This is a genomic window from Streptomyces sp. NPDC015242 (assembly GCF_043079125.1).
Classification (GTDB): Bacteria; Actinomycetota; Actinomycetes; order Streptomycetales; family Streptomycetaceae; genus Streptomyces.
Genome location: NZ_JBIBUF010000011.1, coordinates 1 through 13,393, shown reverse-complemented (window position 1 = coordinate 13,393; position 13,393 = coordinate 1). Strand labels below are relative to the sequence as shown.

At 73.8% G+C, this 13,393-nt stretch carries 13 protein-coding genes and 1 rRNA gene; 2 read left to right on the top strand and 12 right to left on the bottom strand.

Annotation, left to right across the window (positions count from 1 at the left end; all coding sequences use genetic code 11):
• Positions 1–42 precede the first annotated feature (42 nt).
• From ACF07N_RS31515 to ACF07N_RS31495, 5 genes are all read right to left on the bottom strand, one after another.
• Positions 43–1,185, bottom strand: a complete 1,143-nt coding sequence (locus ACF07N_RS31515) for a glycosyltransferase family 4 protein (protein WP_392120103.1) — start codon at positions 1,183–1,185, stop codon at positions 43–45.
• A 242-nt stretch (positions 1,186–1,427) separates the two neighbouring features.
• Positions 1,428–3,146: a DNA repair protein RecN gene (recN, locus tag ACF07N_RS31510; RefSeq protein WP_383333882.1), complete on the bottom strand. Its 1,719-nt coding sequence runs from the start codon at positions 3,144–3,146 to the stop codon at positions 1,428–1,430.
• Positions 3,147–3,216: 70 nt separating this feature from the next.
• Positions 3,217–4,122 (bottom strand): NAD kinase, encoded by a 906-nt coding sequence (locus ACF07N_RS31505; protein WP_094055423.1) that lies wholly within the window; start codon positions 4,120–4,122, stop codon positions 3,217–3,219.
• The gene (locus ACF07N_RS31500; protein ID WP_392119559.1) at positions 4,119–4,934 is read right to left on the bottom strand and encodes a TlyA family RNA methyltransferase; all 816 of its coding nucleotides are present in this window, start codon (positions 4,932–4,934) and stop codon (positions 4,119–4,121) included. Before ACF07N_RS31500 ends, ACF07N_RS31505 begins: the two co-directional genes overlap by 4 nt.
• Before the next feature lie 7 nt (positions 4,935–4,941).
• Positions 4,942–5,307: a hypothetical protein gene (locus tag ACF07N_RS31495; protein WP_392119556.1), complete on the bottom strand. Its 366-nt coding sequence runs from the start codon at positions 5,305–5,307 to the stop codon at positions 4,942–4,944.
• A gap of 42 nt (positions 5,308–5,349) precedes the next feature.
• On the opposite strand from ACF07N_RS31495, the gene ACF07N_RS31490 reads away from it, so the two are divergent.
• Positions 5,350–5,697 (top strand): sterol-binding protein, encoded by a 348-nt coding sequence (locus ACF07N_RS31490; RefSeq protein ID WP_392119553.1) that lies wholly within the window; start codon positions 5,350–5,352, stop codon positions 5,695–5,697.
• Here the strand turns inward: ACF07N_RS31490 and ACF07N_RS31485 are convergent.
• The 4 genes from ACF07N_RS31485 to ACF07N_RS31470 form a co-directional block, all read right to left on the bottom strand.
• On the bottom strand, positions 5,681–6,619 hold the full coding sequence (locus ACF07N_RS31485) for an ABC transporter ATP-binding protein (RefSeq protein WP_392119550.1): 939 nt from the start codon (positions 6,617–6,619) through the stop codon (positions 5,681–5,683). The genes ACF07N_RS31490 and ACF07N_RS31485 overlap by 17 nt on opposite strands.
• A complete protein-coding gene (locus ACF07N_RS31480) occupies positions 6,616–7,656 on the bottom strand; it encodes a FecCD family ABC transporter permease (protein WP_383349682.1) in 1,041 nt (346 codons plus the stop codon). The genes ACF07N_RS31485 and ACF07N_RS31480 overlap by 4 nt, the downstream gene beginning before the upstream one ends.
• Positions 7,657–7,673: 17 nt before the next feature.
• Positions 7,674–8,717: a FecCD family ABC transporter permease gene (locus tag ACF07N_RS31475; RefSeq protein WP_392119547.1), complete on the bottom strand. Its 1,044-nt coding sequence runs from the start codon at positions 8,715–8,717 to the stop codon at positions 7,674–7,676.
• Between the two features lie 118 nt (positions 8,718–8,835).
• Positions 8,836–9,867, bottom strand: coding sequence for an HAD hydrolase-like protein (locus ACF07N_RS31470; RefSeq protein ID WP_392119544.1), 1,032 nt, complete (start codon positions 9,865–9,867; stop codon positions 8,836–8,838).
• A gap of 73 nt (positions 9,868–9,940) precedes the next feature.
• Here ACF07N_RS31470 and ACF07N_RS31465 point away from each other — a divergent pair, with 73 nt between their 5' ends.
• Positions 9,941–11,233: a DUF1015 family protein gene (locus ACF07N_RS31465; RefSeq protein WP_392119541.1), complete on the top strand. Its 1,293-nt coding sequence runs from the start codon at positions 9,941–9,943 to the stop codon at positions 11,231–11,233.
• Positions 11,234–11,305: 72 nt separating this feature from the next.
• Here the strand turns inward: ACF07N_RS31465 and ACF07N_RS31460 are convergent, their stop codons facing one another.
• The 3 genes from ACF07N_RS31460 to rrf form a co-directional block, all read right to left on the bottom strand.
• Complete coding sequence (locus tag ACF07N_RS31460) at positions 11,306–12,088, bottom strand: tetratricopeptide repeat protein (protein WP_383333886.1); 783 nt, start codon at positions 12,086–12,088, stop codon at positions 11,306–11,308.
• Positions 11,980–13,086 (bottom strand): hypothetical protein, encoded by a 1,107-nt coding sequence (locus ACF07N_RS31455; protein ID WP_392120126.1) that lies wholly within the window; start codon positions 13,084–13,086, stop codon positions 11,980–11,982. Before ACF07N_RS31455 ends, ACF07N_RS31460 begins: the two co-directional genes overlap by 109 nt.
• 216 nt (positions 13,087–13,302) lie before the next feature.
• Positions 13,303–13,393, bottom strand: a 5S ribosomal RNA gene (gene rrf, locus ACF07N_RS31450); the annotation flags it as partial.

The window sequence follows — 13,393 nt, the reverse complement described above, 5'->3', positions numbered from 1 at the left end:
GGAAATCCCACCGGGCGAGGGGCGCCGGCCTGCCGGCGCCCGCTAGGCGAGCGGCAGCGGCCGGGTCAACTCGTCGTAAACACTGAGCACTTGGGCGACGGTCTCGTCCTCGGTGGGCCAGGTCGCCGCCTGCCGGGCGCCCTTGTCCCGCAGCAGGGCCATGCGCTCGGGATCGCCGAGCAGCCGTACCACGGACTCCGCGAGGGCCCGGGCGTCTCCGGAGGGGACCAGTTCGGCCGCGTCGCCGACGAGTTCGGGGATGCCGCCGACGTCGGTCGCGACGAGCGGCACGCGCGCGTGGAGGGCCTCCTGGGCGAGCACCGAGCGCGCTTCCCAGCGGCTCGGCAGCAGGGCCAGGTCGGCGGCCGCGAGCAGGTCGCCGATGTCGTCGCGGCGGCCGATGAGCCGGACCGGCAGCCCTTCGCTCTCGATCCGCTCCTGCAGTTCGCGGCGCAGCGGCCCCTCCCCGGCGATCACCACCAGCGGAACGGGGTCCAGGCGGCGCCACACGCGCGCGGCGTCCAGCAGCACGTCGTAGCCGCGGTGCCGCTCCAGGGAGCCGACGGCCATGAGCAACGGCCGTCCGATGGCGCCGAGTTCGGCCCGCAGCTTGGGCCGCCGCCGGTCCGGGTCGTCGGGCTCCACGGGCCTGCGGGGTCCGGGCAGCGCCACGGCGGCGAGCCGCGCGTCCCGGGCGCCCGTCAGCCGGGCCCGGTCCACGAGCGCCGAGGTCGTGCCCAGCACCACCGTGGCCCCCTTGACCACCCGCCGCTCCAGGACGCGCAGCAGATGGGCACGCGCCCCCTCGGCGTGTGCCCGGTCGTGCCACGTCACGACCAGCGGGGTCCGCACGCGCCGTCCGCTGAGCGCGAGCACGGTACGGAACGAGGCGTGCAGCCCGTGGGCGTGCACCAGGTCGGCGTCCGCGCAGGCCGCCCGCAGGGCCGCGACCGACACGGGGTCGCTGCTGCGCGGCACGTGCACGTGGTCGGCTCCGACCCCGGTGAAGCCGTAGGCGCGATCCGCCTCGAAGGGGGCGCACACCGTGACTTTCACGCCCCGCGCGACGAGCCCCGCGGCCAGCGAGCGCACATGCGCACTGCTGGCGGCGTTGCCCCCGCCCAGCACCTGCACGGTGCGCAGCGGCGACTGGCCAGGCGGTGAGTGGCTGCTCACGGGGGTCACGTGGCCGGGCTCCTGGTTCGGTCGGGCGGTCACGACGCGGTTTCCCACGCGTACTCCGCCAAGGATGCCAGGACATACGGGGGTTCCGGGAACGCCGGAAGCCCGGCGGCGCGACCGCGGGGCGCGGCAGCGGGGAAATGCGCCGGGCCGGGTCACCCACACGAGTGAAGTTGAGTGACCCGCCCGCCCCGGAGCGCCCCGCCCCGGAGCGCCCGGCCCCGGCCCGTCCTTCTCCGGCCCGGCTACAGATCCGCCCGCGCCGTCGCCAGCAACTCCTCCGCGTGCGCCCGGGCCGTCTCCGAGTCCTCCTGGCCGGCGAGCATGCGGGACAGCTCGCGGACCCGCTCCTCCCCCTCCAGCACCTTCACGCCGGAGCGGGTCACGGACCCGTCGTTCGTCTTCTCGACCAGCAACTGCCGGTCGGCGAAGGCGGCCACCTGCGGCAGGTGCGTCACGACCACGACCTGCGCGGTCTTCGCCAGCCGGGCGAGCCGCCGGCCGATCTCGACCGCCGCCTTGCCACCGACGCCCGCGTCGACCTCGTCGAAGAGGTACGTCGGCACCGGATCCGTCCCCGCGAACACCACCTCGACGGCGAGCATCACGCGGGACAGCTCACCGCCGGAGGCGCCCTTGGCGATCGGCCGGGGCGGCGCGCCCGGGTGCGGGGCCAGCAGCAGCTCCACCTCGTCGGCACCGGCGGGCCCGTAGGCCACGGGCCGCCCGCCGACCTCGACGCCCTCGGGGTCCTCGGTCTGCCGGATGTCGAAGGACACGCGCGCGTGCGGCATGGCGAGAGAGGCCAGCTCGGCGGTCACGGCGGCGGCGAACCGCTCGGCCGCCTCCGTGCGCGCGTCCGTCAACGCCTGGGCGAGTCCGCCCAGTTCGGCCCGCAGGGCGTCCCGCTCGGCGGTCAGCTCCCCGATCCGCTCGTCGTCGCCGTCGAGTTCGGTCAGCCGGGTGGCGCTGCGCTCGGCCCAGGCCAGCACGGCGTCGATGTCCTCGCCGTACTTGCGGGTCAGGCCGGTGAGCGCGGCCCGCCGCTCCTCGACGGCCGCCAGCCGCAGCGGATCGGCGTCCAGGTCGTCGGCGTACCCCGCGAGGTCCCCGGCCGCGTCACGCAGCAGGATCCCGATCTCCCCGATGCGGTCGGCGAGCGCGGCCAGCGCCGGATCGTGCGCCCGCACGGCGTCCAGGGCCCGCTGGGCGCCGGCGACGAGCGTCCCGGCGTCGACGCCCTCGGGGTCCTCCGGATTGCCCGCGAGCGCCGCGTGAGCGGCCGCGGCGGCCGATGCCAGCGCCTCGGCGTGCCCCAGCCGCTCGGCCTCCTCCGCCAGCTCCGCGTCCTCACCGGCCCGGGGCTCGACGGCGGCGATCTCGTCGAGCCCGTAGCGCAGCAGGTCGGCCTCCTGGGCCCGTTCCCGCGCGCGCGTGGTGATCTCGTCGAGCTCGGCCGACACGGCCCGCAGCCGCTTGTACGCCTCGCCGTACTTGGCCAGTGGCACGGCGACGGCGTCGCCGGCGTACCGGTCGAGCGCCTGCCGCTGCCGGGACAGCTTGAGCAGTCCTTGCTGGTCGGTCTGCCCGTGCACGGCCACCAGCTCGTCGGCGAGCTCCGCGAGCACGCCCACGGGCACGCTGCGTCCGCCCAGGTGCGCCCGCGAGCGGCCCTCGGCCGAAACGGTACGGCTGATGAGCAGGGCACCGTCGTCGAGCTCGGCCCCGGCCTCCTCCGCGCGTACGGCGACGGCGGCGTTCTCGGGCACGGTGATCCGCCCCTCGACGACCGCCTTGCCGGCCCCGATCCGCACGAGCGCCGGGTCGGCCCGCCCGCCCAGGAGCAACCCCAGGCTGGTGACCACCATGGTCTTGCCCGCACCCGTCTCACCGGTGACCGCGGTGAACCCCGGCGACAGCTCGACGACAGCGTCGTCGATCACACCGAGCGACCGTATCCGCATCTCCTCCAACACGGACACGACCTTACGAGGTCCGGGCCGCGGATTGCGACCGGCCCGGCCTTGTCACCCGTTAGTGAGGAGCCCCCCGCCAGCCGGACACGGGCAGCGCGAACTTCGCCACCAGCCGGTCCGTGAAGGACGCGTGATGCAGCCGGGCCAGCCGGACCGGCACGGCCCCCCTGCGCACCTCCACGCGCGCCCCGGCGGGCAGCTCCACCGTCCGCCGCCCGTCGCACCACAGCACGCCCGGCGGGATGTGCGGCAGCACCTCCACCGCCAGCACGGAATCCGGTGAGGTCACCAGCGGCTTGGCGAACAGCGCGTGCGCGGAGATCGGCACCATCAGCAGCGCCTCGACCTCCGGCCACACCACCGGTCCGCCCGCCGAGAAGGCATACGCGGTCGATCCGGTGGGCGTGGCGCACACGATCCCGTCACAGCCGAACCCGGTGACCGGCCGCCCGTCGATCTCCAGCACGACCTCCAGCATCCGCTCGGCGGACACCTTCTGCACGGCCGCCTCGTTCAGCGCCCAGTCCGTGTGCACGATGTCGCCGTTCTGGTGCACCACGACGTCGACGGTCATCCGCTCCTCGACCTCGTACGCCTTGGTCACCACCCGGTCGACGACCTTGTCGAGGTCGTCGCGCTCGGCCTCGGCGAGGAACCCGACCCGCCCGAGGTTGACGCCGAGCATCGGCACCCCGGACGCCCGTGCGAACTCGGCGCCGCGCAGCAGCGTGCCGTCGCCGCCCAGCACGATGAGCAGCTCGCACCCGTCGAGGCACTGCGGGGTCGCCTCCTTGACCAGCACCACCTCGTCCGGCAGCGGCAGGTCGCGGGCCTCGTCCTCCAGGACCCGCACGCCCAGGCCGGAGCGCAGCAGCCCCTTCACGACGAGCTCGGCACTGCGCACGGCCGCAGGCCGGCCCGTGTGGGCGAGCAGGAAAACAGTACGAGCTCGGTTCTCGGTCAACGCGGCCCCTCCGCCACTGCTCGGTCGACGTCGGCCGGGTCCAGTTCCGGTGCCCCGGCCCGCAGCCACAAGAAGTATTCGACATTCCCCGACGGCCCGGGCAGCGGACTGGCGGTCACACCCTTCGCCCCGAGCCCCAGTCCCCACGCCTTCTCGGCCACGCCCCGCACCGCCTCCGCCCGCAGCTCGGGGCTGCGGACCACTCCCCCGCTGCCCAGCCGCTCCTTGCCCACCTCGAACTGCGGCTTGACCATCATCACCAGGTCGGCGTCCGGCGTCACGCACCGCACCAGGGCGGGCAGGACCAGTCCGAGCGGAATGAAGGACAGATCCCCCACGACAAGATCCACAGGCTTCCCATCGATCGCTTCAAGCGTCAACTCGCGTACGTTCGTACGGTCCTTGACGGTGACGCGTTCATCGTTCCGCAGGGACCACGCGAGTTGTCCGTAACCGACGTCCACGGCGACGACGTGCGCGGCGCCCGCCCGCAGCAGGACGTCCGTGAACCCACCGGTCGAGGCGCCGGCGTCGAGCGCCCTGCGCCCCCGGACCGCGAGGCCCTGCGGCACGAAGACCTCCAGCGCGCCGGCGAGCTTGTGGCCGCCCCGGGAGACGTAGTCCGGGTCATTCTCGTCGGCCGCGACGACGATGGCGGCGGCGGTCTCCACCTGCGTGGCCGGTTTCGTCGCGACGGTCTTGCCGACGGAGACCCGCCCGGCGGCGATCAGCTGGCCGGCGTGCTCACGCGAACGTGCGAGCTTACGGCGGACCAGCTCCGCGTCCAGACGGCGGCGTGCGACTCCTGCCACGTTCGGTTCAGCTCCTAGGTCCAGGCGGCGACGGGGGCGAGGGGGGCGCCGGAGGTCCCGGGCGTACGTCGAGCGCGGTGAGCGCGTCGCGCAGCCCCCGGTGTACATCCTCGTACACCTCGATGTGGCCGTCCGTGGCGAGGTGGTCGGCGTCGCCGAGCCGGGCCAGGGCCGCGTCCACGCCGGCGTCGCCGGTGGGCGTGCGGGGGACGTTCAGGGGAGCCGGGGCGGCGGGGTCGTGCTCGGGCTCCGCCTGCCGCGTCTCCTGCGGGGGATCCGCCGGGAGATCCGCCGGGATGTCCTCCGGAAGGCTCTCCGAAAAGTCCGCCGGGAGGCGCTCCGGGAGGTCCGCGGGGGGAACTGCGTGGTCCATGCCCCGACGCTACCGCGAACCGCTGCGGTACCGTCGATCGCGATGGCCACGATCGAGGAGTGCCGCAGCGCACTCGACAAGCTCTCGGACAGCATGCAGCGCGCCGACGGGGACGTCCGCGAGGCCGCGGCCCTGGACCGCTCGGTGAGCTGCCACATCACCGACCTCGACGTCACCTTCGTGGGCCGGATGCGGGGCGGCCGGATCGAGGTGCGCGACACGGTGCCCGGACCGCCGCCGGACAAGGCCGAGATCAGACTGGCCATGACCGGCGACGACCTGGTGGCCCTGGTCGACGGCGAGCTGCACTTCGCCACGGCCTGGGGCTCGGGCCGGGTGAAGCTGCACGCCGGTCTGCGGGACCTGCTGCGCCTCAGGAAGCTTCTGTAGCGGCGACCTTCTCCGGTCCGGTCCCCACCGCGGCGTGCGTCCCGTCCGTGTTCCGCACGCGGGCCTTGCGCGCGGCCGGCACGACCAGCGGCGTGCCCGTCTCCGGGTCGTCGATGACCTGGCAGCGCAGCCCGAAGACCTCCTCGACCAGCTCGGCCGTGACGATGTCGTTCGGCGCGCCCTCGGCGATGACCGTACCCTGGCGCAGGGCGATGAGGTGCGTGGCGTAGCGGGCGGCGTGGTTCAGGTCGTGCAGCACGGCCACCAGCGTGCGCCCCTGCTCCTCGTGCAGCTGCGCGCACAGGTCCAGCACGTCGATCTGGTGCTGGATGTCCAGGTACGTCGTCGGCTCGTCGAGCAGCAGCAGCGGCGTCTGCTGGGCCAGGGCCATGGCGATCCACACGCGCTGCCGCTGGCCGCCGGAGAGTTCGTCGACGTAGCGGTCGGCCAGTTCGGCGACTCCGGTCTGCCGCATGGACTCCTGCACGACCCGCTCGTCCTCGGTGGACCACTGGCGCAGGATTCCCTGGTGCGGGTAGCGGCCGCGGCCGACCAGGTCGGCGACGGTGATGCCGTCGGGCGCGATGGACGACTGGGGCAGCAGGCCGAGCGTGCGCGCCACCTTCTTCGCGGGCAGCGACTGGATGACCTGCCCGTCGAGCAGCACCCGGCCCTCGCTCGGCTTGAGCATCCGCGACAGCGCCCGCAGCAGCGTCGACTTGCCGCAGGCGTTGGGCCCGACGATCACGGTGAAGGAGTGGTCGGGTATCTCCACCGACAACTGCTCGGCGATGACCCGCTGGTCGTAGGCGAGGGTGACGTTCTCGGCGGACAGACGGTTCACGGTGCTCCTTCGGTTGTTCAGCCCGCTGCTGTTGTTGCTGCTCCGGGCGCTCGTGCCCGCTGGGGTGCCGGTGCTCATATCCGGCCCGCCTTGCGTTCGGTGACCAGCAGCCACAGCAGGTAGACACCGCCGAGCACGCCGGTGACGACGCCCACGGGCAGCTGCTCGGCGCCGAACGCCCGCTGCGAGGCCCAGTCGGCGACGACCAGCAGGGCGGCGCCCATGCACAGCGAGGCCGGCAGGTTCGGGCCGGGTGAACGGGTCAGCCGCCGGGCCAGCTGCGGCGCGGTCAGCGCGACGAAGCTGACGGGACCGGCCGCGGCGGTCGCGGACGCGGTGAGCAGCACCGCCGCGACCATCAGCAGCAGCCGGACGCGCTCCACCCGCACCCCGAGTGCGTACGCCACGTCGTCGCCCATCTCCATCATCCGCAGCCCCCGGCCGTTGACCAGCACGAGCGGCACGAGCACCGCGCACAGGGCGAGCAGCGGCCACACCTGCGCCCAGTCACGGCCGTCGAGGGAGCCGGTCATCCACACCACCGCGCGGGCCGCGTCCACGATGTCCGACTTGGTGAGCAGATAGCCGTTGACCGCGGTGACGATCGCCGAGACGCCGATGCCGACCAACACCAGGCGGTAGCCGTGCACGCCCCGCTTCCAGGCCAGCACGTAGATCGCGAAGCCGGTCAGCAGGCCGCCCGCGAGCGCGCCGAGCGCGACCTGGTTGGCGCTGCCGGAGAACAGCACGATGACCGTGAGCGCGCCGGCCGTCGCGCCCTGGCCGAGGCCGAGCACGTCCGGACTGCCCAGCGGGTTGCGGGAGATGGACTGGAACAGCGCGCCGCCCAGCCCCAGCGAGGCGCCGACCAGCAGCCCCACCAGGACGCGCGGCAGGCGCAGTTCGTTGACGATGAACTCCTGGCCCGCGTTGCCCTCGCCGACCAGCGTGCGCAGCACGTCGGCGGCCGGGATCGGGAAGTCGCCGGTGCCGATGAGCACCACGCTCGCCGCGAGGGCCGTGATCAGCAGCAGGAGCACTACGGTGAACGCCCGCACGTCCAGGCGTACGGAGAGCCCGCCCGGGGTCCGCACGACCCGGCTGGTCGTCTTCACGACCCGGTTGATGGTCCTCACAGCTGCGCCGTCCTCCGCCGTCGTACGAGAAAGATGAACACCGGCCCGCCGAGGATCGCGGTGACGATGCCCACCTGCAGTTCCGCGGGCCGGGCCACGATCCGGCCGATGACGTCGGCCCCCAGCAGCAGCACCGGCGAGAGGATCGCCGCGTACGGCAGGATCCAGCGCAGGTCCGGCCCGGTGAAGGAACGCACCACGTGCGGCACCATCAGCCCGACGAACACGATCGGCCCGCACGCGGCGGTCGCCGCCCCGCACAGCACGGTCGCGGCCAGCATCGACAGCGCCCGCGTCCGGTTCAGGTTGGCGCCGAGCGCCTTGGCGGTGTCGTCGCCCATGGCCATGGCGTTGAGCGGCCGGGCCAGGGCCAGCGCGAGGACCGTGCCGGTGAGCAGGAACGGCAGAACCTGCTCGATGGTCGAGTCGGTCGCCGCGGACAGCGAACCGAGCGTCCAGAAGCGCATCTTGCCGAGCGCCGCGTCGTCCATGATCATCACGGCCTGGAGGTAGCCGAAGAGCGCGGCGCTGATCGCCGTGCCGGCGAGGGCCAGCCGCACCGGTGTCGCGCCCCGGCTACCGCCGAGGAACCACACCAGCGCCCCGACCGCGGCCGCGCCGCAGAACGCGAACCACACATAGCCGCTGAGCGAGGTGACGCCCAGGAACGTGATGGCCGTGACGACCGCGGCGGACGCGCCCGCGTTGATGCCGAGGAGACCGGGATCGGCCAGCGGATTGCGCGTGAGGGCCTGCAGCACCGCGCCGGCGAGCCCCAGGGCGGCGCCGGCCAGCAGCCCGAGCACGGTCCGCGACAGGCGCTCGGCGACGACCACGTCGCCGTAGGTCCCCGAGTCCTCGAACAAGCCGTGCCACACCTGCCCCAGGGACAGCTCTTTCGCTCCGATCGCGATGCTCGCCAGCGCGACGAGCACCAGGATCGCGACGGACAGCAGCAGCCCGAAGGCACGCGCCGCACGTCGGGTCGGGGGCGCGGGGGCTGTCTCCGCGCGCTGTTCGGGGGGACTCTCGACCAACACGCAGTTAGGTTAGCCTACCCTCGCAATCGATCACGATACGCGATCACGATCCGGGAGCGGCCGCCCCTTCGCACACCCGCCCGCAGTGTGCCCACACCGGACCCTGCCCAACCGGCCGTCACAACCCCAGCCGCGCCAGCGCCTTCCCGCCGTCCAGGGCACACGCCCCGTCACCGGCGGCCGACCACGCGGCGGCGCACAACGCCCGCAGCCCGTCCAGCGCCTCCCCCTCACCGTCGAGCTCCAGCCGCTCCGCGCCGGCCGTGGCCGTCCAGCCACCGCACCGGAACCCGCCCCCGTCGGTCCCGGTCACCTCCGGCTGCCCGCCGAGCATCCCGCGCAGGTCGGCGTCCACGTACGTCGGCCGGTGCTGCGGCGGCGCGGCCAGCAGCTGGACCGCGTCGGTCACGCCGGTGAGCACCAGCAGCGAGTCGACCTCCCCGTTGAACGCGCCCTCGATGTCCGTGTCCAGCCGGTCCCCGACGACCAGGGGCCGCCGCGCGCCCGTCCGCAGGATCGTCTCCCGGTGCATCGGCGGCAGCGGCTTGCCCGCGACCTGCGGCTCGGCACCCGTGGCGATCCGCACGACCTCCACCGCGGCTCCGTTGCCCGGCGCGATGCCCCGCCCGCTCGGGATCGTCAGATCCGTGTTGGACGCGAACCACGGCACGCCCCGGGCCACCGCGTAGGAGGCCTCGGCGAACCGGCCCCACGGCAGGTCGGGCCCGCCGTACCCCTGCACGACCGCCACCGGGTCGTCGTCCGCCGACTCGACGGGCTCCAGCCCCCGCTCCCGCAGCGCCACCCGCAGCCCCTCGCCGCCGATCACCAGCACCCGCGCACCCCGCGGCACCTGCTCACTGATGAGCCGCGCGACCGCCTGGGCGGAGGTGATGACGTCCTCGGCGCCCGTCGGTATCCCCAGCTCCGTCAGATGCCCGGCCACCGTGTCCGGCGTCCGCAGCGCGTTGTTGGTCACGTACGCCAGGCGCATCCCGCCCTCCCGGGCCGCCGCGAGCGACTCGACCGCGTGCGCGATGGCACTGCCGCCCGCGTACACCACCCCGTCCAGATCGAGCAGCGCCGTGTCGTACGCCTCGCTCAGGGCCTGCCCACAGCCCTCGGGCCTCGTCCTGACGCTCCGGCTCATCCCGCATCGCTCCTCGGTTCGACGGCTTTCCCCCGATCATCCCCCATGCCACCGACACCCGTACGATGCCGGGATGAACACAGCAGGTCACTCGGAGGCAACGGCGCACCGGGGCCTGGAACTCACTCCGTTCCGAGGCCTTCGTTACGACCCCGACCGGGTCGGCAGCCTTGCCGCCGTCACATCTCCGCCGTACGACGTCGTGGTGCGCCCCGACGGCCTGCACCACCTCGAGTCCTCCGACCCGCACAACATCGTCCGCCTGATCCTTCCGCAGGCCGCCACACCCGGCGCCCGCAACGAACAGGCGGCGCAGACCCTGCGCCGCTGGCTCGCCGAAGGCGTCCTGACCACCGACCCGGAGCCCTGCCTCTACGTCTACGAGCAGCGCGACGGCCACGGCATGCTGCAGCGCGGCGTCATCGGCGCCCTGCGGGTGTCGGACCCGGCCGAGCAGGTGGTGCTGCCGCACGAGGACGTCATGCCGCATGTCGTCGCCGACCGCGCGGCGCTGATGCGGGCCACGTCGGCGAACCTCGAACCGCTGCTGCTGACGTACCGCGGTGACGACACCTCGGCCACCACGGCGGACCTGATCGAGCGCACCGCCGACCGGCCGCCCCTCCTCGCCACCACCACGGAGGACGGCTTCAGCCACCGCCTGTGGGCCCTCACCGACCCGGCCGAACTCACCATCGTCCGGCGCGACCTGGCCCGCCACCAGGCCCTCATCGCCGACGGCCATCACCGCTGGGCGACCTACCGCCGCCTGCGCACGGAACACCCGTCCCCCAGCCCGTGGGACCACGGCCTGGTCCTCCTGGTCGACACGGCCCGCTACCCCCTGCGGGTGCGCGCCATCCACCGCCTCCTGCACGGCCTGCCGGTCGCGCAGGCCCTCACCGCCCTGGACGGCCGCTTCCGCGTGCGCCGCCTGGACGTGCCGCTGCCCGAGGCCCTCGAGGCACTGGCGGACGCGGCCTGCGCCGGCAACGCCTTCCTCCTCGCCGGCGACGGTTCCTTCCACCTCGTGGACCGCCCCGACCCGGAGCTGCTGTCCCGCACGATCCCCGCCGACCGGCCCGCGGCCTGGCGGACCCTGGACGCGACGGTGCTGCACGCCACGCTCCTGGAGCACGTGTGGCGGATCCCCGAGGACTCCCCGGACCGCATCGCCTACATCCACGACACGGCGGCCACGGTCGCGAAGGCGGAGCGCGACGGCGGTACGGCCGTCCTGATGCACCCCGTCCGCGAGGAGGTCGTCCGCGACCTGGCCCGGCAGGGCGTCACCATGCCGCGCAAGTCGACGTCGTTCGGCCCGAAACCGGCGACTGGGCTGGTCCTCAGGGCCCTGGACCTCTGACACCTTCCCGCGGCACGCGAAAGGGGGCGGCTCCCGACCGGGACCCGCCCCCTTCCTCGCTCGCGTCGGACGTCAGTCCTTCTGCTCCGGCTCCTCGGCCGCGGCATCGCCGTCCGCGCTGCCGCCCGGCACCTCATCGGTGCTCTCGTCGTCGTCCGCGTCGTCATCCGCGTCGTCGGAGAGGACGTCCAGGAACTCCACGCCGTCCAGCTCGGCGAGCCGGTCCGAGGCGTCCGTGCTGCCGTCCCGGTCGGCCTCGACGGCCTTCGCGAACCACTCTCGCGCCTCGTCCTCGCGGCCGGCGGCGAGCAGGGCGTCGGCGTACGCGTAGCGCAGACGCGCGGTCCACGGCTGCACGCTGCCGGCGGCGAGCTCAGGGCTCTGCAGCGTCACGATGGCGGCGTCCAGCTGCCCCATGTCCCGCCGGGCGCCGGCCGCGACGAGCCGCATCTCGACCTGCCCGGCCTTGTCCAGCTTGTGCACCTCGGGCGCACCGGCCATGTCCAGCGCCTTCTCCGGCCGCCCGAGCCCACGCTCGCAGTCGGCCATGACCGGCCAGAGGTCGATGTTCCCGGTCATCCGCTTGGCGGCCCGGAACTCGGCCAGCGCCTCGCCGTACTTCTGGTTGGCGTACGCGGCGAACCCGGCGGCCTCCCGCACGGCGGCGACCCGCGAGGCCAGCCGCAGCGCGATCCGGGAGTAGGCGTAGGCGCCCTCGGGGTCCTCGTCGAGGAGCCGCGCGACCATCACCAGGTTCCTGGCGACGTCTTCCGCGAGCGTCTTCGGCAGACTCTGCAGTTCCTGCCGTACGTCCTTGTCGATCTCGTCGCCCGTGACGTCCTCGGGGATCGGCAGCCGCTTGATCGGCTCCCGGTCCCGCTCGCGCTCGTCACGGAATCGGCCGCCACCGCCGCCGCCCCGCCGGTCGTCCCGTCCGCCCCGGAAGCCACCGGGACGGCCCCCGCGGTCGTCGCGCCGCGGCCCGCGCCCGCCTCGGTCGTCACGCCCACCGCGGAATCCACCGCGGTCACCGTCCCGCCGGTCGTCCCGCCGGTCGTCACGGCGGTCATCGCGCCGGTCGTCGCGCCGGAACTCACCGCGGTCGCCGCGCGGACCGTCCTCACGCCGGAATCCGGGACGCCCACCACGACCGGCGTCATCACGGTCGCGACGGAAACCGCCGCGGTCCCCGCGGTCGTCACGGCCCCGGAAACCACCACGGTCATCCCGCCGGAAGCCGCGATCCCGGTCGTCACCTCGGAACCCACGGTCACGGTCACGGTCGTCGCCGCCACGGAACCCACGGTCCCGGTCGTCACCACGGTAGCCACGGTCACGGGTGTCACGGCGCTCGCCGCGGTCGTCCCGACGGGGGAACCCACCACGGTCGCCGTCGCGCCGGTCGTCCCGGCGCTCATCACGCCTGTCGTCCCGACGGTCGTCCCGGCGGTCGTCCCGCCTGTCGTCCCGGCGGAATCCGCCCCGCGGCCCGCGGTCGTCGCGCCGCTGGAAGCCACCGCGGTCGTCGCGCCGGCCGTAGCCACCACCGCGGTTGTCCCCACCACGGTTGTCGCCGCTCCGGCTGTCGTCACGGCGGTTGTCGTCACGCCGGAAGGAGGGCCGGTCGCCACGGTCGTCACGACGGAAACCGCCCCGGTCGCGGTCGTCACGGCGCGGGCCACGGTCACGGTCACGGTCGTCGCGCCGGCCGTAGCCACCACCACGGTTGTCCCCACCGCGGTTGTCGTCGCGACGGAAACCACCGCGGTCCCCGCGATCGCCGCGATCATCGCGACGGAAAGAGGGCCGGTCACCACGGTCGTTGCGACGGAAGCCGCCTCGGTCTCCGCCACGGTCTCCGCGCTGACCGCCGCGGTCGCTCCGGTCCCCTTCCCGTCGCCGCTGGTCGCGCTCCGGTCGGTCGTCGGGAGAGTTGGTGGACATGGTGACTCCTGTCTTCGGTACCGCAAGTCATTCTCGCGCAGCCGGGTGCCCAGCGCGCAGTGCAAAAACAAAAAGGACCCCTGGTCCCAGCTGAACGCTGGTGACCAGGGGTCCTTCCAAAGATTGTTCGGCGGCGTCCTACTCTCCCACAGGGTCCCCCCTGCAGTACCATCGGCGCTGTAAGGCTTAGCTTCCGGGTTCGGAATGTAACCGGGC